Origin of the sequence: Pseudonocardia sp. DR1-2, assembly GCF_023717215.1 — a bacterium.
In the GTDB taxonomy this organism is placed as follows: domain Bacteria; phylum Actinomycetota; class Actinomycetes; order Mycobacteriales; family Pseudonocardiaceae; genus Pseudonocardia; species Pseudonocardia alni.
In genome coordinates this window covers 356922-378078 of the sequence record NZ_JAMQOF010000005.1, presented here as the reverse complement: position 1 = coordinate 378078, position 21157 = coordinate 356922, and the positions used below count along the sequence as shown (strand labels likewise).

Sequence of the window (21157 nt, the reverse complement as noted above, 5' to 3'; positions counted from 1 at the left end):
GACCGCCCCCGCACCGTCGCGAGAGGACGCCACCCCATGACCGCCGAGCTGACCCGTCCCGCCACCGCCACCACCGCCGTCCCGGGTCTGGAGGAGACGCTCCGGTCCCGGGTGACCGGCGAGGTCGCCTTCGACGACTACAGCCGCCACCTGTTCTCCCGCGACGCGAGCATGTACGCGATCACCCCGCTCGGAGTGGTCTTCCCCCGTACCCACGACGACGTCGCCGCGGCCGTGCGCACCGCGGCCGAATTCGGCGTGCCGGTCGTCCCGCGCGGTGCCGGCACCAGCCTGGCCGGCCAGACCGTCGGACCGGGGCTCGTGCTCGACCTGTCCCGGCACCTCAACCGGATCGTCGAGCTCGACCCGGTGGCGCGCACCGCCGTCGTCGAGGCGGGGGTGGTGCAGGACCAGCTCAACCGGGCCGCGGCCGCGCACGGGCTCATGTTCGGCCCGGACACCTCCACGAGCAACCGGGCCACGATCGGCGGGATGATCGGCAACAACTCCGCGGGCAGCGGGTCGCTGACCTTCGGGATGACGATCGACCACGTCCGCGCGCTCGACGTCGTGCTGTCCGACGGCTCCACCGCCCGGCTGGAACCCGTCGACGCCGACGAGCGCCGCCGTCGCGCCGCGGCGGACACCCTGGAGGGTGCCCTCTACCGCGAGCTCCCCGCGCTGGTCACCGAGAACGAGGACGCGATCGCCGCGGGCATGCCGCTGTTCTGGCGCCGGGCCTGCGGCTACCGGCTGGACCGGCTCGCGGGCTTCGCGGAGTCCGGGACGTTCGACCTGGCGAAGTTCGTCGTCGGCGCCGAGGGCACGCTGGTGCTGGCGACCCGCGCCGTCGTCGACCTGGTGCCCAAGCCCGCGCGGACGGTCTACGCCGTCGGCCACTTCGACACCGTGCACGGCGCCGTCTCCGCCACCACCGACGCGCTCAGCTGCGATCCGCACCAGGTCGAGATGATGGACAGGACCATCCTCGACCTGTCCCGCCGCAAGATCGAGTACGCCGATCTGGGCAACCACCTCGTCGGCGACCCGGCCGCGCTGCTGTTCGTCTCGTTCTCCGGCGACGACGAGGCCGGGCTGGTCACGAAGCTGCGCGCGCTGGCGGCGCTCTGGGAGCGCCACGGCCACGGCTACCACACCCTGGAGCTGGTCACCCCCGCCGAGCAGGCCGCGCTGCTCAAGGTCCGCAAGTCCAGCCTCGGGCTGCTCATGGCGGCGGGGGAGGGCACCCGGCGTCCGCTGGCCTTCGTCGAGGACACTGCGGTGGCCCCCGAGCACCTGGCCGAGTACACCGCGCGGTTCAAGCAGATCCTCGACGAGAACCGCCTCGAGGCGGGGTTCTACGGGCACTGCTCGGTCGGCTGCCTGCACATCCGCCCGTTCGTCGACCTCACCGACCCGGCCCAGGTCGCCACGATGCGCCGGGTCGCGGAGCGGATCAAGGACCTGGTCGCCGAGTACGGCGGCGTGAACTCCTCCGAGCACGGCGACGGGCTGGCGCGCTCGGAGTTCAACCGCGAGATCTTCGGCGACGAGCTGTACGAGGCGATGCGCCGGGTGAAGGCCCTGTTCGACCCGGGGAACGTCATGAACCCCGGCAAGATCGTCGACGCCCCGTCGATGACCGAGAACCTGCGCGACCGCGACGCGCTGCCGCCCGCCCCGCGGCTGACCACGGCGCTGTCGTTCGAGGTGATCGGTGGCCCCGGCGCCACCGGGATGCGCGACGCCGCCGACCGCTGCATGAACATCGGCCTGTGCCGCAAGACCACGGCCGGGGTGATGTGCCCGTCCTACCAGGTCACCCTCGAGGAGGAGCACTCCACGCGCGGCCGGGCGAACGCGCTGGTCAAGGCGCTGTCCGAGCCGGACCCGGCCGCCGGACTCGCCGACGGTCGGCTGCACGAGATCCTCGACCTGTGCCTGATGTGCAAGGCCTGCAAGAGCGAGTGCCCGATGGGCGTGGACATGGCCTCGCTCAAGGCCGAGGCGCTCCACCAGCAGCACGCGGTGCACGGCACGCCGCTGCGCTCGCGGCTGTTCGGCGCGATCCGCACGCTGAACCGGCTCGGGTCGGCGACCGCGCCGCTGTCCAACCTGCCCGGCCGGGTCGGGGTGCTGCGCCGGCTCGCCGAGCGGACCCTCGGGATCACCGCGCGCCGCCCGCTGCCGCGCTTCGACCGGGACAACCTGGTGCGGTGGTTCCGGCGCCGTGACCCCGCGCGGGCCGCCGCACCGGCCGGGACCGTCGTGTGGCTGGCCGACTCGTTCACCACCTTCACCGAGCCGCACATCGGGCGGGCCGCGATCGGTCTGCTGGAGCGTGCCGGGTGGCGGGTCGAGCTGGCCGGCGGCGGCTGCTGCGGCCGGTCCAGTCTGTCCAAGGGGCTGCTCGACGACGCCCGTCGCAAGGCGACCGGCCTGGTCACCTCGCTCGCCCGGGACACCCCGGCCGACGCGCCGATCGTCGGCTGCGAGCCGTCGTGCGTGTTCACCCTGCGCGACGAGACCCTCGCCCTGCTCCCGGACAGCGCCGAGGCCCGGTCGGTGGGCGAGCGGGTCCGCCAGGTCGAGGAGCTGCTCGTCGAGGCCCTCGACGACGGCCGCCTGGTCCTGCCGGAGCGGTCGGCGCTGAGCGGGCGGCGCGTGGTCTACCACGGGCACTGCCACCAGAAGGCCGAGGTCGGGACCGCGGCGACGCTCGCGCTGCTGCGCCGCATCCCCGGGCTGGAGGTCTCCGAGATCGACTCCGGCTGCTGCGGGATGGCGGGCTCGTTCGGCTTCGAGGCCGAGCACTACGCGACCTCGATGGAGGTCGGCCGGGACCGGCTGCTCCCGGCGATCGACGCCGAGCCCGCCGACACCCTGGTCGCCGCGACCGGCGTCTCCTGCCGCCAGCAGATCTTCCACGGCGCCGGGCGCACCGCCTGGCACCCGCTGGAGCTGGTGCGCGAGGCACTCGGCCCGGCCGGGACGGTGTGAGCGGATGCGACTGGTCCGCTACGACTCCGGCCGGGGCCCCCGCACGGGGCGGGTCGAGACCGGCGGCGACGGCGACGTCGTCCGCGAGCTGGGCCCGTCCGGGCCGGGGGCGGTCGCCGGGCGGCTCGCCGAGGTCGTCCTGCTCGCCCCCTGCGACCCCCGCACCATCGTGTGCGTCGGGAGCAACTACCCCTGCCAGCTCGCCGAGAAGGGGCGCCCCCGCCCGGAGCGGCCCGCGCTGTTCCTCAAGGCGCCCAACGCCGTCGTCGGGCCGGGGGAGCCCGTGCTGCGCCCGGCCGGGGTGCAGCGGCTGGAGTACGAGGGCGAGCTCGCGGTGGTGATCGGTCGCCGGGCCCGTGACCTGGACGAACGCGCCGCCTGGTCGCACGTGCTCGGCCTGACCTGCGCCAACGACGTCACCGCGCACGACTACCGCGCCGACGGGCAGTGGGCGCGGGCGAAGAGCGCGGACACCTTCTGCCCGCTCGGGCCGTGGATCGAGACCGAGCCGGGCGCGGGGCCGTGGGGGCTGCGGACCACGCTGAACGGCCGCACCGTCCAGGAGTCCGACACCGGGGCGATGATCTTCGACGTCGCGCGGATCCTCGCCCATGTGACCCGCTGGATCACGCTGCAGCCCGGCGACGTCGTGCTCACCGGCAGCCCCGGCGGGGTCGGGCCGATGACCGCGGGGGACCGGGTCACCGTCGAGATCGACGGCGTCGGGACCCTGGAGAACCCGGTCGCCGACCGGCCCGCGCCCGTTCCGCACTGAGCCGGCCCGGCCCGCCGCAGCTCGGCTCAGCCCCGGCCCACCGGCTCCGGCGTGTCCAGCTCGGCGGGAGCGGGCGCGCCCGCCACCCCGGCCGCGCTGCGGTAGACGTCGCCGAGCCGGGCCGCCCACGGCGCCGCCGCGAACCGGTCGAGGAACCGCCGCCGGGCCCCGGCCCCGAGCCGGGCGCGCAGCTCGGCGTCGCGGGTCAGCCGCACCAGCTCGTCGGCGATCCGGGTGGCGTCGACCGGGGCCAGCAGCCCGGTCTCGCGGGTCACGATCTCCGGGATCCCGCCGACCCGCGTCGCGACCGCCGGGGTCCCGGTGCCGTGGCCGAGCAACAGCATGCGGGGCATCGTGTCGTGCCGGGTCGTGTGCAGCTGCACGTCGGCGGCGCGGAGCAGCGCGACCGGGTCGGTGCTGCGGCGGAACGCCACCCGGCCGGACAGGGCCTCGTCGGCGGCGACGCGCGACTCCAGCCACGGCCGCAGCGGCCCGTCGCCGCCGAGCACCACGGTGAGCGGCTCGTCCGGTCCGATCCCGGCGACGGCGTCGAGCAGCATGTCCTGCCCCTGGCCGCGGCGCATCGGCGCGACCGAGACGGCGACGACCTCGTGGTCGTCCACGCCGAGCCCGCGCCGCAGACGCTCCCGCTCCTCGGGCGTGCCCTCGCCCGGGTCGGCCGCGCCGTCCGGGATCACCGACAGGCCCTCGGTGGACCCGGCGGCGCGGCGGTACCAGTCGCGCTGCAGGGCGGACGTCGCGATCGTGCGATTCATGAACCGCTTGCGCGCCAACGTCTTCGCGGTCCGCCGGAGCTGGTCGCCGCGGTCGGCGGGGTGCTCGTGGATGTGGTGCAGCGTGGACACCGCGGGCACCCGCAGCCGGGCCGCGGCGGCCGAGCCCACGACGTCGGGCCGGGCGCCGTGGGTGTGCACCAGGTCGACACCGTGCTCCCGGAACGCGGCGAGGACCTTCAGCACGGCACGCGGGTCCCACGGTGCGACGTTCAGCTCGACCGGTGGCGCCCCGGCGCGGGCCATGCGCTCGGCGACGTCGGAGTGCCCGGACGGGGCCAGCGCGACGACCACCACCCGGAACCCGGCGTCCGGGGCCGCGGCGGCGAGGTCACCGAGCGCAGCGGCGACGCCGCGGTCGTCGAGCGACTCGACGAGGTGTCCGATCGTCAGGGTCCTGCTGTGTTCGCTGGTGGGCACGGTGACGTGGCCTCCCGGGGTGGCGCTGCGGGGTCGGTCGTCGGCGGTCGGCCGGTGACCCGGTCGTGGCTCGCCGGTCACCATGACACTACCGAGTGACGACGTCGCGTGACGGGGTCGGGCGCTGCGCGCATCGGGCGACACCGGGCGGGGGGTACCTGCCGATCGGGGGAGTGCCGGGGAGCGCCCGGGGTCCGTTACGGTCACTCCGGTGCGCACGGTTCTCGTGATCGGGATCGGGGCCGGTGACCCCGACCACCTCACCCTCCAGGCGGTCCGCGCCCTGCGCCGGGCCGACGTCGTGTTCGTCATCGACAAGGGCCTCGACGGCGGGGGGTCGCAGGACGACCTGCTGGCCCTGCGCACCGAGCTCCTGCGGCGGCACCGCCCGGACGGTGGGTACCGGCTGGTCACCGCGCCCGAGGTGGGCCGGGACCGCGGCACCGAGGTCGAGCGCGACGACGAGCGGTACCGCGACGTCGTGGTCGACTGGCAGGACCGCCGTGCCCGGCTCTACCGCGAGATGCTCGACGCCGAGCTGGCCGACGGGCAGACCGGCGCCTTCCTGGTCTGGGGCGACCCCTCCCTCTACGACGGGACACTGCGCCTGCTCGACCGGGTCCTCGCCGGCGCGGGGGAGCAGTGGTCGGTCGAGTCGGTCGCCGGGATCTCCAGCGTCGCCGCCCTCGCCGCCGCCCACCGGCTGATCCTCAACCGGGTCGGGCGCCCCGTCCTGATCACCACCGGGCGCCGGATCGCCGAGGGGATGCCCACCGACGTCGACGACGTCGTCGTGATGCTCGACGGCCGCACCGCCTTCGCCACGTTGCCCGACGAGCAGCGCCGTGAGCTGCACATCTTCTGGGGCGCCTACCTGGGTACGCCCGACGAGCTGCTCGTCGCCGGGCCGCTCGTCGAGGTGACCGACGAGATCCTGAAGGTCCGGGCCGAGGCCCGGGAGAACAAGGGGTGGATCATGGACACCTACCTGCTGCGCCGGGGTGCCGACGAGCGCTGACCCGCCGCGGCCCGACGACGAGGAGGTCGCATGCGCTACGCCGACGGACCCACCACCGAGGCCACCGCCCGGGTCGCCGCACCGCCCCAGGCGGTGTGGGAGCTGGTGACCGACCCGGAGTTCCTGGCCCGGGCGTCGACCGAGATGCAGCGCGCCTCGTGGGGCGAGGGTGACGAGCCGGGCCTCGGCGCCCGGCTGCACGGCCACCACCGCCACGACGCGATCGGGGAGTGGAGCACCGTCTCCACCGTCACCGGATGGGAGCCGGGGCGGCTGTTCGAGTGGACCGTCGAGCCCGGTGGCGACGGGGGAGCGACCGCCGTGTGGCGGTTCGAGCTCACCCCCGACGGCGACGGCACCGTGCTGCGCCAGTGGGCCCGGATGGGTCCCGGGCCGTCGGGCCTCTCGCAGGCGATCGAGCGGTGGCCGGACAAGGAGGAGCGGATCGTCGAGGGCCGGCTGCGCGAGTGGCGGACCGGGATGGAACGCAACCTCGACGCCGTCCGCGAGCGCCTCGGCTAGTTCCCGTCCGGGGTGACGGCCACGCGCCGGGACGTACGAGCGGTGGCCGTTCTGCGACGACCCGTCACCCCGGCGTCGCCCGCTCGTTGAACGGAGGGGGCCTCCCGCGATCCTGAGAACACGGAGGGTGTTCGTCGTAGATCGTTGAGCCGTTCGGTCCAGCCGACCTGTCACTCGGCGTCCGGTGCCGACCCGTGATCGCCCGGGTCGCCGAGGTCCTCTCAGGAAAGCAACCTCGACGGGTCACCGTTTCGTACCGTCCCGAACCGGACGAGCCGGGTGACCCGGCACGATCCGGCCGCTCCCCAGGGGTGCCCCCGCACCCCGGCCACGCCGGTGCCCGCGCCGTCCTCCACCGCTCCCCAGCACCCTCGCCCACGGCGAGGCGGAAGGACCGCTCGAGATGGGCAAGCACACCCGGACCGGCCACCGTTCGACCGGCGTCGCCGCGGCGGTGGCCGCCGGCCGGTCCCTCCGCGGACGGCGCAGGCACGCCGCTCCCCCCGCGGGCACCGCGCGCCGGATCGCCGCCCCCGCCGCGCTCGCGGCGCTGCTGCTGACCTCCGGCGGGACGGCCGGGACGGCGTTCGCCGGGACGGGCTCCGACGACGACTCGTCGGGCGCCGCGGCGGACTGCCCCGACGGCACCACCCCGGTCGGCGGGTCGTGCTCCGACTCCCCGGGCTCGTCGGGGTCCTCCTCCGGGGGGCTGGGTGACCTGGTGACCGGCGCGGACGTCGTCGGCTCGGTGCTGGGACAGGGCGGCTCGGGATCGGGCTCGCCGGGTTCCTCGGCGGACGGCGGCCCGGGCCGCGACACGTCGGACGCGGCCTCGGGGACGTCGGGTGAGGGCTCCGGGAAGTCGGGGAAGGGCTCCGGGAAGTCGGAGAAGTCGGAGAAGGCCGCCGGGAAGTCGGAGAACTCCGGGAGGTCGGACCAGGACTCTGAGGAGCCGGACCGGGACTCCGCCGGCTCGGCCGGTTCGAAGGACTCCGTCGGCTCGTCCGGTTCGAAGGACTCCGCCGGCTCGGCCGGTTCGAAGGACTCCGCCGGCTCGTCCGGCACGAAGGACTCCGCCGCCCCCTCGACCGGTCCGCTCGACGCGGTCCCCGGCCTCGGCGACCTGACCGGCGGCCTCGGCACGGGCGTCGACCTGAACACCCCGACGAAGCCCCTGACGTCGCTGCCCGACCCGGCGCAGACCCTGTCCGACGCCGGTTCCTCGGTGCCCGGCGCCGGGCAGGCCGGCTCGCTGGTCGACACCGCGGTGGGCGCCGCGGGCACCGTCGTCGGCACCGACACCGGCAACAGCCCGCTGGCCGGCCCGACCGACACCCTCACCGGTCTCGGCGACGTCGTGCCGGAGCTGCCGTCGGTCCCCGGCGTCACCGACGGCAGCACCGACGAGCTCCCGGACGTCCCCGGCCTCACCGCGGGCGGACCGCTGGAGGGCCTCAACGAGATCGCGGGCCTGCCCGACACCACCCCGCTGACCGGCAGGGACGGCCCACTGCCGGACCTGTCCGGCGTCGCGCGCACGGCGGGCCTGCCCGACTACTCGGGTCTCGGCGGCCTGCCGGACGTGGCCGGGGTCGTCGGCGGCCCGAGCACCGGGCCCACGCAGGTCGACCTGGCGTCGAAGAACACCGACGGCGTGGCCGGGACCGCCACCGTCGACTCCGACACCGTCTCCGGCACCGCGACCGGCATGGACCCGGACGCCCGCTACGTGTCGTTCTTCTACGGCGCGACCTCCAGCGCCACCAACAACAACCCCTGCATCCTCGACGGCACCAACCCGCTGCCCGGCGGCCAGACCGTCGGCGAGTGGGAGGTCGACGAGAACGGCAACGGCACCCTGGACGCGCCCAACCCGTCGGGGAACATGTACAAGCTCACGGGCGGCACCATGTCGATCCGCAAGGTCGAGCACGGCTTCGACAAGGCCACCGCCCCGCCGGTGAACCCGCTGTCGTACTCGCTGTCCAGCTGCGGCGCGATGGAGCGGATCTCCACCGCCGACCCGGTCACCGACGCCGTCCCGAAGCTCCCGACGGCGAACGTCCCCGGCACCCCCTACGTCTCCGGTCCGGGTCTGCAGGGCTGATCGACGCGCGGGCGGCGCGGTGCTGTGGTCGGATCGGTCCGTGCTCGGCAGCGCTCTGGATACCGTCCTCGACCGCACCCTGGTCCCCGGCTACTCACGGATCGGGTACCTGCTGCGGCGCCCGGGGTGGAGCGGCGACCGCGCCGACCCGCCGCGCGGCGCCCTGACCGGGCGCACCGCGCTGGTGACCGGCGCGGGCGGCGGGCTGGGGGAGGCGATCGCGACCGGGCTCGTCCGGCTCGGTGCGACGGTGCACCTGCTCGTCCGCTCCCGGGACAAGGGGGTCGCCGCGCAGGACCGGATCCTGGCCGCCGTCCCCGGCCTGTCCCGCGACCGGCTCCCGGTGCAGGTCTGCGACCTGGGTGAGCTCGCCGACGTGCGCGCGTTCGCGACCCGGTTCGCCACCGAGGTCGACGCGCTGGACGTCCTGGTGCACAACGCCGGGCTGCTCCCGCCCGAGCGCAGCGAGACCTCCGAGGGCAACGAGCTGACCCTGGCCGTGCACGTCCTCGGACCGCTGCTGCTGACCCGGCTGCTCACCGACACCCTCGCGGCCGGCGCCGAGCGGTCCGGAACCGACTCCCGGGTGATCATCATGTCCTCGGGCGGCATGTACGCCCAGCCCCTGCGTGACGACGACCTGCAGTTCCGCACCGGTGACTACGGCGGCACCGCGGCCTACGCCCGCACCAAGCGGATGCAGGTCGTCCTGACCGGTCTGCTCGCCGACGAGCTGGCCCCCCGGCACGTCACCGTGCACGCACTGCACCCCGGGTGGGCCCGCACCCCGGGCGTCACCGGGTCGCTGCCGTTGTTCGACAAGGTCGTCGGCCCCGTGCTGCGCACCCCGGCGCAGGGCGCGGACACCGCGGTGTGGCTCGCGGCCGCGCCGTCGTCGGCGGTCGGGACCGGCCGGTTCTGGCACGACCGCGCCCCGCGCCCGGCGCACTACCTGTCGCGGACCCGGGAGACCCCGGCCCAGCGCGAACGGTTCCGCGCCGAGGTGGACCGGCTCACCGGCTGAGCCCGGGCGCCTCCAGCAGGGTGCGGGCGGCGCGCGTGACGTGGTCCAGCACCGTGTCCGGGTCGGCCCGCCCGACCGCGCCGCCGGGCAGCAGCGGCTGGACCAGGCTCAGCCCGAGCAGCCAGGTCAGGACCAGCTCCGCACGCAGTTCGGCGTCGGCCCGGTCGGCGGCGCCGGTGGCCTGCGCGGCGAACGCCTCGGTGAACGCCCCGGCCAGCTCCACCCGCACGGCCGCGGCCGCCTCCGACGTCCCGGCCGAGCGCACGACGGGCCCGAACAGGTCGCGCTCGGGCCCGTCGCCGCCGTCGAGGATGGACCGCAGCAGGCGGGTCAGGAGTTCCTCGGGCGGGCCGTCGTGCAGCACGGCGAGGGCGCGCTCGGCGGCGACCCGGGCGAACAGGGCGTCCTTGCTGCCGAAGTAGCGGAAGAGCAGCGCCTGGTTCACCCCGGCCCGGTCGGCGATCGCGCGGACCGAGGTGCGGTCGTAGCCGTGCTCGGTGAACAGGTCCGCGGCCGCGGCGAGCAGGGCGCTGCGGGTGCTGTCACCGGAACGGGCGGACGGGGCGGCGGTCACGGGGGAGTGCTCCTTCGTACGACGGGTGCGGCGCGGGAACCGGCCACGGCGGATCCGGTGTCGGCGACCGTAGCGTCCGGGCGCCGGCGCATGGCGCGGCGCGACGCGGGGTACGCACGGTCGATACCGCACACCGCCCGACACACGGCCACACCGAGGAGACCCGCGACCGATGGCATCCGCTTCAGGTGACGAGAACGAGTTCCAGCCGGAGGCGCCGGACATGGCGTCGGCGATGCAGCTGGACACCGACGAGGCGCTGACCGGTCCGTCGGACACCGACCCGCTGGACTCCGGCTACGTCCCGCCGGACCGTCCCTACGGCGTCGAGGACAACGCGGTGACCGCGGCGGGGCAGGAGGAGGGCGAGTCGCACGAGGCGCGACTGGCCCGGGAGCTGCCCGACGAGCTGCCCGAGGGCGACCCGGGCCGCTCCGGCCGGCTGACCGCCGCGGCCGACTCCGCGGCGGGCGACCCGGCGGTCGACGGCGCCGGGACCGACGTGGGCATCGACGGCGGCGCGGCCAGTGCCGAGGAGGCCGCCGTGCACGACGTCGACGAGGGCATCGTGCCGGTGGTCGACGAGTCCCCGGTCGGGGACCCGGAGGTCAGCGACCAGCTCGCGCGCGACGCCGACCACGCCGACGAGGCGGCGGCCGACGCCGAGTGGGACGCCTCGACCGACCCCGAGTGGGCCGAGCAGAACAGCTGAGCGGCACCCGGCACACACGAGGGCCCCGGTACCGCGTCGTGCGGTCCGGGGCCCTCGTCGTGGGTGCGAGCGTGCGCTCAGGGGGTGGTGGGGCCCGCCGCGCTGCCGGTCAGCCGGGCGATGGCGCCGTCGAGGTCGAGGTGGTCGTGCTCCTCGCCGAGGTCGACGATCTCCAGCGTCGAGTCGACGAACTGGGCCAGCAGGTCGCGGTCGACCTCCAGGACGGCGGACCCGCCGTCGGAGCGGATCTCCAGCTCGACGACGTCGTAACCGTCGATGCGCCGGGGCGCCATCCGGATGTCACCGATGCCGGTGGGCGTGGTCAGGCCCTCGATCACGAGGTCGCGGGCGACGAGCCACTCGATCCAGCGGTCGGAGGACCGGCGCACCGAGAACGAGATCGCGAACGGGTCCGAGGCGCGGTACGCCCAGCGGCTCACGATCGGCGACGCCTGCCCGTGCAACACGGTGAAGACGTCCTGCTGGACCGACTCGCTGGCCATCGTGCTCCGCCTCTCCTGGACCCCCCGACCGCCGCGGTACCGCGACGGCCTCACACGGAACATCGTCGGAACGGGCCCGGACGCTGCACCCGGCGCCGGGTTTCACCCGTTCGCGCCAACTGTCATTCACCTCACGGTACCCAAGGCGCGCAAAGGGTGTAACGCGAGGCCGGGTTCCGGCGAGGGACGCCGTCCGGTACGAGACCCGGTGACGCTGGGTGCCGGTGCGGGCCGACCGTCCCGTCAGCCGCGGTCGACGCGGTCGACCACCCAGATCCCGCCGGTGCCGGAGCGGACCGGCTGGGTGAGCCGGATCGTCGAGCGCTGCGCCGACCGGCCGTCGGTGGCGGCGTACACACCGTTGCCGAGGCGGGTGACGGTCGGGTTCCGGTAGCCGAGCTCGCTGCCGACGTAGGAGATCGTGACCTCCTCCGGGTCGAGCAGCCACGGGTCGCCGCCGGCGTCGGACTGCTGCTGCATCCGCTTCGCGGTCGCCGCGTCGCCCGCGGGCCACATCGGCGACGCCGCCGCGGCCGCCCCCGGGGCGCCGGTGCGGCCCGTCCCGGTGCCGCCGTCGGTGCCGCCGCGCCCGGGTGCGGGCGCGGCCGTCGTGCGGGACGGGTCGGCGGTGCGGCTCGGCGCGGGAGTCGTCGTCGGCGTGGGCGTCGGGGTCGGTGTCGGGGTGGCGGTCGGCGCCGTCGTCGGGACCGGCGACGGGGTGCGCCACGCCGCGGGAAGCTCGCCGTTGCCGCAGCCGGCCAGCAGCAGCACGAGGACCAGCAGCGCCAGCCCCACGAGCACGCCGCGCAGCAGCAGCCGCGGCCCGTACCGGCCCACCCGCAGGCGGGACACCGACACGTCGGGGGTCGGCACCTTCGGCAGGTTCGGCACGGTCACGCGGGCACCTTACGATCACCGGCCCGCCCGGGCGGGCCGACCTCGCCGCCACCATCGCGTGATCGGCACCGCACGGTCGGTGCCCGGCCGGCGGCGGCCGTCGCGCACTGCCGGGGCGCCGGTGGAGTGACTAGGGTCGCGGTACGGCCGCACGGGCGGCCCCGCACGACGGGCCCGGGGCACGGGCCCCCCGCACGAGCCCACCGAGGTGCACCCCATGGCGACCGGCAGCCCGGCGACGGAGAAGTTCCTCGCCGCCCGCGACTTCCTGCTGACCCACCGCGAGGACTACGACACGGCCTACCGCGACTTCCGCTGGCCGGAGCTCGAGGAGTTCAACTTCGCGCTCGACCACTTCGACGTCGTCGCCGCCGATCCCGAGCGGGGCGCGCGGAAGGCGCTGTGGATCGTCGAACAGGACGGCTCGCAGGCGCACTGGACGTGGGCGGAGCTGTCCGAGCGGTCCAACCGGGTCGCGAACTGGCTGCGTGCGCAGGGCGTCGCCCGGGGCGACCGGATCATCCTGATGCTCGGCAACCAGCTGGAGCTGTGGGAGACGCTGCTGGCGGCGATGAAGCTGGGCGCGGTCGTGATCCCCGCGACCACCCTGCTCACCCCGGCCGACCTGCAGGACCGGGTGGACCGCGGGCGGGCCGCGCACGTCGTCGTCGGGGCGGACGACGCCGGCAAGTTCGACGACGTCGACGGCGACTACACCCGCATCGCCGTCCGCGGCGCCGTGGCGGGCTGGCGCGACTACACCGGCGAGGCCTACTCGGCCGCCGCCGAGTTCACCCCGGACGGCGCCACGAAGGCGTCGGACACGCTGCTGCTGTACTTCACCTCCGGCACCACGGCGAAGCCGAAGCTGGTGGAGCACACCCACACGTCCTACCCGGTCGGGCACCTGTCGACGATGTACTGGATCGGCCTCGAGCCCGGCGACGTGCACCTCAACATCTCCTCGCCCGGCTGGGCCAAGCACGCCTGGTCGAACGTGTTCGCGCCGTGGATCGCCGAGGCGACGGTCCTCGTCATGAACTACGCCCGGTTCGACGCCGAGTCCGTCCTGTCGGTCCTGGACTCCTGCGGCGTGACCAGCTTCTGCGCCCCGCCGACGGTGTGGCGGATGCTGATCCAGGCCGACCTGTCCGGGCTGGCGACGCCACCGACCAAGGTCGTCGGGGCGGGGGAGCCGCTCAACCCCGAGGTCATCGAGCAGGTCGAGAAGGCGTGGGGCCTGCGCATCCGCGACGGGTTCGGCCAGACCGAGTCCTCGGTGCAGATCGGCAACCCGCCCGGGCAGCCGGTCAAGCCGGGCTCGATGGGCAGGCCGATCCCCGGGTTCGTCGTCGCACTGGTCGACCCGGCCACCGGGAAGGTCGCCGACGAGGGCGAGATCTGCCTGGACCTCGACCACCGCCCGACCGGGCTGATGGTGGGCTACGCCGACGACCCGGAGCGCAACGCCGAGGCCATGGCCGGCGGGTTCTACCACACCGGCGACGTCGGCTCCCGCGACGAGTCGGGCTACATCACCTACGTCGGCCGGGCCGACGACGTGTTCAAGGCCAGCGACTACCGGATCAGCCCGTTCGAGCTGGAGAGCGTGCTGATCGAGCACCCGGCGGTCGCCGAGGCCGCGGTCGTGCCGTCCCCGGACCCGGTCCGCCTCGCCGTGCCGAAGGCCTACGTGGTGCTCGCCAAGGGGCACGAGCCGACCGAGGAGACGGCGACGGCGATCCTGCGGTTCGCCTACGACAACCTCGCGCCCTACAAGCGGATCCGCAGGCTCGAGTTCTTCGAGCTGCCGAAGACGATCTCGGGCAAGATCCGCCGGGTCGAGCTGCGCGGCCGGGAGGGCGAGATCCACGCCGACCCGGCCGCGACGCCGCCCACCGAGTACACCCTGTAGACCCGGCGGGGGCCGGGTCACCCGTCGCCGAAGTGACCCGGCCACTGCTGGTAGGGGATGCGGGTGATCTCGAGGACCTCGCCCATCCGCGACCACTCGTTGCGGCCCAGGCGGGCCAGCGGGGCGAGCCGGTGGATGTCGGGCAGGGAGTTGCCGCGCTCGTCGGTGACGAACACGCTCTCCTCGATCGCGGCGTGCACGACCCGGCCGATGACGACGGTCGAGTTGCCGAGCTCGATGCCGGCGTGCAGCACGCACTCCAGGGCGACCGGTGACTCGGCGACCCGCGGCGGCGCGACGACCGACGACGCCTCGGCCGTCAGCCCGACCGAGGAGAACTCGCTGATCTCGGCGGGGAAGTCGGTGCCGGTCGCGTTGATCTTCTCGAACATCGGCTCGTTCGCCAGGCAGACGACGAACTCGCGGGTCTCCGACACGTTGCGCAGGGAGTCCTTCTTCCCGACCGACGTGAACTGGATCATGGGCGGGTCCACGCAGGACACCGTGAAGAACGAGTGCGGGGCGAGGTTGTCGACGCCGTCGGCCGAGCGGGTGGAGACCCAGGCGATGGGTCGGGGGACGACGACGCTGGTCAGCAGCTTGTAGAACGGGCCGCTGCCCATCTCGTCCGGCTTGAGGTCCGTGCGCATGCCCATGATCCTGCCCGGCCTGCCCGCACCCTGCGCGCGCGCCGCTCTAGGTTCGGCGCATGGGAACACGTGGCCGCGCGGCCGGACTGGCCGCCGGGATCGTCGCCGACGCACTGCTCGGCGACCCGCGCCGGGGCCACCCGGTCGCCGGCTTCGGCACGCTCGCCGCCCGGCTGGAGGGCCGGATGCACCGCGACGCCGTCGCACCCGGGGTGGCCTACACCGCGATCCTGGTCGGGTCGGTGATCGCGGCGGGGGTGGTCGCCGAGGCGGCCGCGACGCGTGCGGGGGCCCGGGCCGAGCCCGTCGTGCGGGCCGGGCTGACCGCCGTCGCCACCTGGGCCGTGCTCGGCGGGACCTCGCTGGTGGGGGAGGGTGCCGCGCTGGCCGCATCGCTCGACTCCGGTGACCTGGCCGCCGCCCGCGCCCGGATCCCGCACCTGTGCGCGCGCGACCCGGAGCTGCTCGACGCCGACGGCATGGCCCGCGCCGGGACCGAGTCGCTGGCCGAGAACACCTCCGACGCCGTCGTCGGGCCGCTGGTGTGGGGTGCGGTCGCCGGCATCCCGGGGCTGCTGGGCTACCGCGCGGTGAACACCCTCGACGCGATGGTCGGCTACCGCTCCGCCCGGCACGCCCGCTTCGGGTGGGCCTCGGCCCGTCTCGACGACGTGGTCAACCTCGCCCCGGCCCGGGTCACCGCGGTGGTCACGGTGGCCGTCGCGCCGCTGGTGGGTGGCTCGCCCGCGTGCGCGCTGCGGGCCTGGCGCCGCGACGCCGCCGGGCACCCCAGCCCTAACGCCGGCCCGGTCGAGGCGAGCGCCGCCGGTGCGCTCGGGCTGCGTCTGGGCGGGCCGACGGTCTACGCCCACGGCACCGAGGACCGCCCGTCGCTCGGCGACGGGCACCCGCCCCGGGTGGCCGACCTGCACCGCGTCGCGCGGCTGTCCCGGCTGGTGGCCGGGGCGGCCGGGCTGCTCGCCGTCGCGACGGCGGCGGTGCTGGGGCGGCGGCGCGGCTGAGCCGGTCGCCCCGTACCTGCCCCCGTCCGCCCGGTCCCGGTGCCGGTTCCGACCGACGTGGCCGTATCCGTCGCCCCGGTCTCCATACCTACCCGGTCGGAGAGGGTGGATCACCGGGAGTTCGCTTACCGGGTGAGCGAGTCGGGAGAAAGATCGTCCCGGAGCATGGCGGCCCTGGGCACCGCTGACCGAGCACGGCCGGCGGGAAACGACCGACGGGGCCACCCTGTCGTACGGGTGAGTTCGCTTACCGGGTGAGCGAACTCGGCCGGGGCGAACAGGCGGAGGGGACCCGCGCCCTCGGTGAGCGGGTCCGGCGACGCAGTGCTCCGGCGCGGGGAGCCGGGAGCCCGGCGCAGCATCCGGGGAGCCCGGCACGGCACCCCGACACGGCACCGCACCCTGCAGGCCGGCGGCCCGCGACGTTGATCGTGGCGCGGGAGCCGTCGACGGTCAGGTCGACCGGCTTGGGTGTGGCGCGGTGCGGGATCAGCCCGAGCCCGGACCGGACCCGGCGGCGGCGTCGCGGGTGGTGCCGGGGGCGCTGTCGTCGGCACGGTCGGCGGGGACGGGCTCGTCGCCGAAGCCGTCGCGGCCGGAGAGCTGGTCCCGCAGGCTGCCCGCCTTCTCGCGCTTCCCGCTGCGCTGCAGCAGTTCCAGCCGGATGAACAGCACCAGGGCGACCAGGGCGACGGCGCCGAAGGTCAGCCACTGCAGGGCGTAGGAGAAGTTGCTGAACGGCGCTCCGCCCCCGACCGGCTCGACCGGGATCGGGTCCAGCACGCCGGGCTGGCCGGCCTCCAGCACGACGACGCCCTCGACCGGGGTCAGGCCGGTGGCGGCGGCGACCGAGCGGGAGTCCGACACGTAGACCTGGCGGGTGCCGTTCTCGACCAGCGGCGGGCGGCCCTGCGGGTCGGTCTCGTCCAGGCGCAGCCTGCCCTCGACCGTCACCGGGCCGGCGGGCGCGGCGGCGTAGTCGGGCACGGCGCCCCGGTCCGCGGCCGGGACCGACCCCCGGTTCACCACGACGGTCCGGCCGTCGGTGAGCCGCAGCGGCGTCAGCACCTCGAAGGCGGGCGCGCCGTCGACGACCCGCAGGCGGACCAGGGTCTCCGCGGCACGGTCGAAGGTGCCGGCCAGGGTGACCCGGCGCCACTGGTCGTCGGCGCCGATCGCCGTACCGGGCGGGACGAGCGTGTCGAACCCGACGGCGGGCGTCGCGTCGGCGGTGGCGATGGCCCGGCTCTGCGCGGAGCGCTCGGACTCACGGTCGAACTGCCACGGCGCGAGCAGCGTGTAGCAGGCGACGGCGAAGGCCAGCACCGCGACGACGAACGCGATCCACCCGGGACGCAGCAGGAAACGCACGCGGCCCAGGGTAGCCGCGCCCGCGGGCGGTCCCGCCGGGGCGATACTTCCGGCCGTGGTGGTTCAGGGAGCGGTCCTCGTCGCGGGGACGACGTCGGACGCGGGCAAGAGCGCCGTCGTCGCCGGCATCTGCCGGTGGCTGCACCGGCGCGGCGTCTCGGTGGCGCCGTTCAAGGCGCAGAACATGAGCAACAACTCGGTCGTCACCCCGGACGGCGGCGAGATCGGCCGCGCGCAGGCGATGCAGGCCTTCGCCAGCGGCATCGCCCCCTCGGTCGACCTGAACCCGGTGCTGCTCAAGCCCGGCGGGGACCGGACCTCGCAGGTCGTCGTGCGCGGCCGCGCCGACGGCCAGGTGTCGGCGCTGTCCTACCGGCACCGCACCGCGGCGCTGTCCGACGTCGTCGCCGACTCCCTGGCCCGGCTGCGCGCCCGCCACGACGTCGTGGTCTGCGAGGGAGCGGGCTCGCCCGCGGAGATCAACCTGCGGGCCACCGACCTCGCCAACATGGGCTTCGCCCGGCGCAACGACCTGCCGGTGCTGGTCGTCGGCGACATCGACCGCGGCGGGGTGCTCGCGCACCTGTTCGGCACCCTCGCCGTGCTCGACCCGGCCGACCAGGCGCTGATCGCCGGTTTCGTGATCAACAAGTTCCGCGGGGACCCCCGCCTGCTCGACCCCGGCCTCGACCGGCTGCGCGAGCTCACCGGGCGGCCGACGCTGGGCGTGCTGCCCTTCGCCGAGGGCCTCTGGCTCGACGCCGAGGACTCGCTCTCGGCCGTCGCCGACGGGGTGCTCGGACGCCCGGCCCCGCCGCGCGGCGGGCAGTGGCTGCGGGTCGCCGTCGTCCGGTTCCCGCGGATCTCCAACGCCACCGACGCCGAGGCGCTGGCCTGCGAACCGGGCGTCGCCGTGCGCTACGTGACCGAGCCGTCGCGGATCGCCGACACCGACGTCGTCGTGCTGCCCGGGACCAAGGCGACCGTGTCGGACCTGGCCTGGCTGCGCGCGTCCGGGATGGCCGACGCGGTGCGCGCGCACGCCGCGGCCGGGCGCCCGGTGCTGGGGATCTGCGGCGGGTACCAGATGCTCGGGCACACGGTCTCCGACCCGGACGGCGCCGAGGCCGCTCCCGGCACGACCGTCGACGGGCTGGGGCTGCTGGACCTCGAGATCGCGTTCGACCCGGTCAAGCACCTCGCCACCCCCACCGCGACGGCGTGGGGCGAGACCGTCACCGGCTACGAGATCCACCACGGCCGCGTCGTGCGCTCCGGCGACCCCGGCCTGATCGGGGACGAGGGCAGCGACCGCGGCAACGTCCTGGGCACGCACTGGCACGGCCTCGCCGAGAACGACGGCTTCCGGCGGCTGCTGCTCACCCGCCTCGCCGACGAGGCAGGGCGGACCGGGTTCGTGGTGGCGCAGGACACGTCGTTCGCGGCCGAGCGCACCCGGCAGGTGGATCTGCTGGCCGACCTGGTCGAACACCACCTCGACACGTCGTCACTTGAACATGTGATCGGACACGGTGCGCCGTCGGACCTCCCGGTGCTGACCTCCGGTCTGGCAGCCTCACCCGCGTGAGCACGAGCACCGCCCCCGCCGCCGGACCTCCCCGTTTCCCGTTCTCCGCCGTCGTCGGCCACGACGACCTGCGGCTGGCGCTGCTGCTCAACGCCGTGCACCCGGGTGTCGGCGGTGTCCTGGTGCGCGGGGAGAAGGGCACCGCGAAGTCCACGGCGGTGCGCGCGCTGGCCGCGCTGCTGCCCTCGCACGAGGTCGTCGACGCCTGCCGGTTCGGCTGCGACCCCGCCGCGCCGGACCCGTCCTGCCCGGACGGCCCGCACCCGGCGGGGGCGGCGGGCGGGCGTCGCCCGGCCCGGCTGGTCGAGCTGCCCGTCGGCGCGACCGAGGACCGCCTGGTCGGCTCGCTCGACCTGGAGAAGGCACTGTCGGAGGGCCGCCGCGCCTACCAGCCCGGCCTGCTCGCCGACGCCCACCGCGGGGTGCTCTACGTCGACGAGGTCAACCTCCTGCACGACCACCTCGTCGACCTGCTGCTCGACGCCGCCGCGATGGGCCGCGCGCACGTCGAGCGCGACGGCGTCTCCGTCTCGCACGCGGCCCGGTTCCTGCTGGTCGGCACGATGAACCCGGAGGAGGGCGAGCTGCGCCCGCAGCTGCTCGACCGGTTCGGGCTGACCGTGGAGGTGCGGGCCAGCCGCGACGTCGACACCCGGGTCGAGGTGACCCGGCGGCGGATGGCGTTCGAGGACGACCCGGCCGGGTTCGTCGCCCGCTTCGCCCCGGACGAGACCGCGACCGCGGCCCGGCTCCGCGCCGCGCAGGCCCACGTCGCCGCCGTCGCGGTGAGCGACCGGGAGCTGCGGCGGATCGCGTTCGTGTGCGCCCGGTTCGACGTCGACGGCATGCGCGCCGACCTGGTCATCACCCGGGCCGCGGCCGCGCACGCCGCCTGGCAGGGCCGCGACGCGGTGACCGCCGACGACGTGCGCGTCGCCGCCCGGCTCGCGCTGCCGCACCGCCGTCGTCGCGACCCGTTCGACGAGCCCGGCCTGGACCCGGCCGAGCTGGACCGCGCCCTCGCCGACGCCGAGGACCACCTGGGCCCCGAGGACGACCCGGACCCCGACGACGACCCGGACTCCGGCGGCCCCGGCCCCGACGACCCGGCCGGGCCGCAGGACGGTCCGGACGGCCCCGACGCCGGCGACGAGCCCGGCGACGCCGACCCGACCGGGGACACGCCCCCCGCCGGCGGCGACCCGCGCGGCGACGGCGGGACCGGCACCGGTGAGCGCGCCGAGGCTCCCGGCACCGACGGCACCGACGGCACCGACGGCACCGACGGCACCGGCGGCACCGACGGCGGGGACGACGCCACCGACCTGGCGACGCCCGGCGACGACCGGGCCCCGGAGACCGCCGAGGCCCCGGCCGGCGGCGACGGCGGGGACGGCCGGGCCGTCGTCGTCGGGGACGCCGCGCGGCTGCACCGGGCGACGGTCCGGAAGTTCACCGTCCCCGGGCTGGGCGCGGGCGCGCCGGGCCGCCGCTCCCGGGCCCGCACCGACGCCGGTCGCGTCGTCCGTCCGTCCGGGGCCGGGACCACCCGTGCCGCGGACCTGCACCTGCCCGCGACCGTGCTCGCCGCCGCGCCGCACCAGGCCGGGCGCGGGCGCCGCGGGCCGGGCCTGCTGGTCCACCGCGACGACCTGCGCCGCGCCGAGCGGGAGGGCCGCGAGGGGAACCTGGTGCTGTTCGTCGTCGACGCGTCCGGCTCGATGGCCGCGCGCACGCGGATGACCGCCGTCTCGGGGGCCGTGCTGGGCCTGCTCCGCGACGCCTACCAGCGCCGGGACAAGGTCGGGCTGGTCACCTTCCGGGCCCGGTCCGCGGAACTGGCGCTGCCGCCGACGTCGTCGGTGCCGACCGCCCAGCAGCGCCTGTCCCGGCTGCGCACCGGCGGGCGGACCCCGCTGGCCGGTGGCCTGCTCAAGGCCCGCGCCGTGCTCGACGCCGAGCGCCGCCGCGACCCGCGCCGCCGCCCGCTGGTCGTGCTGCTCACCGACGGGCGGGCCACCGTCGCCGCCCGCGACGGCGGGGACCCCGTCGCCGACTCCCGCCGCGCCGCCGGGCTGCTGGCCGCGGACGGGGTGCACACCGTCGTCGTCGACTGCGAGGCGGGCCACGTCCGCCTCGGGCTCGCCGCGCCGCTCGCCGCCGCCGCGGGCGGCGAGCTGGTGACCCTCGACGAGCTGACCGCCGACAGCGTGGGCGACCTGGTCCGGGAGACCCGGTCCGCCCGCGCCGCCTGAGAGGAGACCA

The 21157-nt window shown here is 75.7% G+C and carries 17 protein-coding genes; 11 read left to right on the top strand and 6 right to left on the bottom strand.

From position 1 onward, the window contains the following. The first annotated feature begins 36 nt into the window (after positions 1-36). Together ND486_RS17465 and ND486_RS17460 are read left to right on the top strand one after the other, a co-directional pair. Positions 37-3000: an FAD-binding and (Fe-S)-binding domain-containing protein gene (locus ND486_RS17465; RefSeq protein ID WP_251785175.1), complete on the top strand. Its 2964-nt coding sequence runs from the start codon at positions 37-39 to the stop codon at positions 2998-3000. Between the two features lie 4 nt (positions 3001-3004). Beyond that, positions 3005-3775: a fumarylacetoacetate hydrolase family protein gene (locus tag ND486_RS17460; protein ID WP_251785174.1), complete on the top strand. Its 771-nt coding sequence runs from the start codon at positions 3005-3007 to the stop codon at positions 3773-3775. 26 nt (positions 3776-3801) lie between these two features. On the opposite strand, the gene ND486_RS17455 is transcribed toward ND486_RS17460, so the two are convergent. Beyond that, the gene (locus ND486_RS17455; RefSeq protein ID WP_251785173.1) at positions 3802-4989 is read right to left on the bottom strand and encodes a glycosyltransferase family 4 protein; all 1188 of its coding nucleotides are present in this window, start codon (positions 4987-4989) and stop codon (positions 3802-3804) included. Between the two features lie 211 nt (positions 4990-5200). Here ND486_RS17455 and cobF point away from each other — a divergent pair, with 211 nt between their 5' ends. The 4 genes from cobF (at position 5201) to ND486_RS17435 (ending at position 9660) form a co-directional block, all read left to right on the top strand. Continuing rightward, on the top strand, positions 5201-6007 hold the full coding sequence (gene cobF, locus ND486_RS17450; RefSeq protein WP_208822065.1) for a precorrin-6A synthase (deacetylating): 807 nt from the start codon (positions 5201-5203) through the stop codon (positions 6005-6007). 30 nt (positions 6008-6037) lie between these two features. Continuing rightward, entirely contained in the window at positions 6038-6529 is a 492-nt protein-coding gene (locus tag ND486_RS17445) for an SRPBCC family protein (RefSeq protein ID WP_251785172.1), read from the top strand. A 403-nt stretch (positions 6530-6932) separates the two neighbouring features. Further along, positions 6933-8636 (top strand): hypothetical protein, encoded by a 1704-nt coding sequence (locus tag ND486_RS17440; protein WP_251785171.1) that lies wholly within the window; start codon positions 6933-6935, stop codon positions 8634-8636. Between the two features lie 40 nt (positions 8637-8676). Further along, positions 8677-9660, top strand: coding sequence for an SDR family NAD(P)-dependent oxidoreductase (locus ND486_RS17435; protein ID WP_208822075.1), 984 nt, complete (start codon positions 8677-8679; stop codon positions 9658-9660). Here ND486_RS17435 and ND486_RS17430 read toward each other — a convergent pair. Next, positions 9650-10234, bottom strand: coding sequence for a TetR/AcrR family transcriptional regulator (locus ND486_RS17430; protein WP_251785170.1), 585 nt, complete (start codon positions 10232-10234; stop codon positions 9650-9652). The two genes, ND486_RS17435 and ND486_RS17430, sit on opposite strands and share 11 nt — an antisense overlap. Before the next feature lie 172 nt (positions 10235-10406). On the opposite strand from ND486_RS17430, the gene ND486_RS17425 reads away from it, so the two are divergent. After that, positions 10407-10946, top strand: coding sequence for a DUF5709 domain-containing protein (locus ND486_RS17425; protein ID WP_174525494.1), 540 nt, complete (start codon positions 10407-10409; stop codon positions 10944-10946). A 77-nt stretch (positions 10947-11023) separates the two neighbouring features. Here the strand turns inward: ND486_RS17425 and ND486_RS17420 are convergent, their stop codons facing one another. Beyond that, complete coding sequence (locus ND486_RS17420; protein WP_062396127.1) at positions 11024-11449, bottom strand: SsgA family sporulation/cell division regulator; 426 nt, start codon at positions 11447-11449, stop codon at positions 11024-11026. A gap of 243 nt (positions 11450-11692) precedes the next feature. After that, entirely contained in the window at positions 11693-12346 is a 654-nt protein-coding gene (locus ND486_RS17415; RefSeq protein ID WP_251785169.1) for a hypothetical protein, read from the bottom strand. Between the two features lie 217 nt (positions 12347-12563). Here ND486_RS17415 and ND486_RS17410 point away from each other — a divergent pair, with 217 nt between their 5' ends. Further along, positions 12564-14261 (top strand): AMP-binding protein, encoded by a 1698-nt coding sequence (locus tag ND486_RS17410; protein ID WP_251785168.1) that lies wholly within the window; start codon positions 12564-12566, stop codon positions 14259-14261. A 17-nt stretch (positions 14262-14278) separates the two neighbouring features. Here the strand turns inward: ND486_RS17410 and ND486_RS17405 are convergent, their stop codons facing one another. Further along, complete coding sequence (locus ND486_RS17405; protein ID WP_251785167.1) at positions 14279-14911, bottom strand: flavin reductase family protein; 633 nt, start codon at positions 14909-14911, stop codon at positions 14279-14281. Positions 14912-14970: 59 nt separating this feature from the next. Here ND486_RS17405 and ND486_RS17400 point away from each other — a divergent pair, with 59 nt between their 5' ends. Beyond that, complete coding sequence (locus tag ND486_RS17400) at positions 14971-15933, top strand: cobalamin biosynthesis protein (protein WP_251785166.1); 963 nt, start codon at positions 14971-14973, stop codon at positions 15931-15933. 489 nt (positions 15934-16422) lie between these two features. On the opposite strand, the gene ND486_RS17395 is transcribed toward ND486_RS17400, so the two are convergent. Continuing rightward, positions 16423-17304 (bottom strand): SURF1 family protein, encoded by an 882-nt coding sequence (locus tag ND486_RS17395; RefSeq protein ID WP_251785165.1) that lies wholly within the window; start codon positions 17302-17304, stop codon positions 16423-16425. A gap of 58 nt (positions 17305-17362) precedes the next feature. Here ND486_RS17395 and ND486_RS17390 point away from each other — a divergent pair, with 58 nt between their 5' ends. Both ND486_RS17390 and ND486_RS17385 read left to right on the top strand, forming a co-directional pair. Further along, positions 17363-18892: a cobyric acid synthase gene (locus ND486_RS17390; RefSeq protein WP_251785359.1), complete on the top strand. Its 1530-nt coding sequence runs from the start codon at positions 17363-17365 to the stop codon at positions 18890-18892. Next, positions 18889-21147, top strand: coding sequence for a putative cobaltochelatase (locus tag ND486_RS17385; protein WP_251785164.1), 2259 nt, complete (start codon positions 18889-18891; stop codon positions 21145-21147). The genes ND486_RS17390 and ND486_RS17385 overlap by 4 nt, the downstream gene beginning before the upstream one ends. The last annotated feature ends 10 nt before the right edge of the window (positions 21148-21157 follow it).

Coding starts and splice junctions, on each gene's coding strand:
- ND486_RS17465 (WP_251785175.1), top strand. CDS start 37: ATGACCGCCGAGCTGACCCGTCCCGCCACCGCCACCACCGCCGTCCCG.
- ND486_RS17445 (WP_251785172.1), top strand. CDS start 6,038: ATGCGCTACGCCGACGGACCCACCACCGAGGCCACCGCCCGGGTCGCC.
- ND486_RS17400 (WP_251785166.1), top strand. CDS start 14,971: ATGGGAACACGTGGCCGCGCGGCCGGACTGGCCGCCGGGATCGTCGCC.
- ND486_RS17405 (WP_251785167.1), bottom strand. CDS start 14,911: ATGCGCACGGACCTCAAGCCGGACGAGATGGGCAGCGGCCCGTTCTAC.
- ND486_RS17460 (WP_251785174.1), top strand. CDS start 3,005: ATGCGACTGGTCCGCTACGACTCCGGCCGGGGCCCCCGCACGGGGCGG.
- ND486_RS17410 (WP_251785168.1), top strand. CDS start 12,564: ATGGCGACCGGCAGCCCGGCGACGGAGAAGTTCCTCGCCGCCCGCGAC.
- ND486_RS17420 (WP_062396127.1), bottom strand. CDS start 11,449: ATGGCCAGCGAGTCGGTCCAGCAGGACGTCTTCACCGTGTTGCACGGG.
- ND486_RS17440 (WP_251785171.1), top strand. CDS start 6,933: ATGGGCAAGCACACCCGGACCGGCCACCGTTCGACCGGCGTCGCCGCG.
- ND486_RS17425 (WP_174525494.1), top strand. CDS start 10,407: ATGGCATCCGCTTCAGGTGACGAGAACGAGTTCCAGCCGGAGGCGCCG.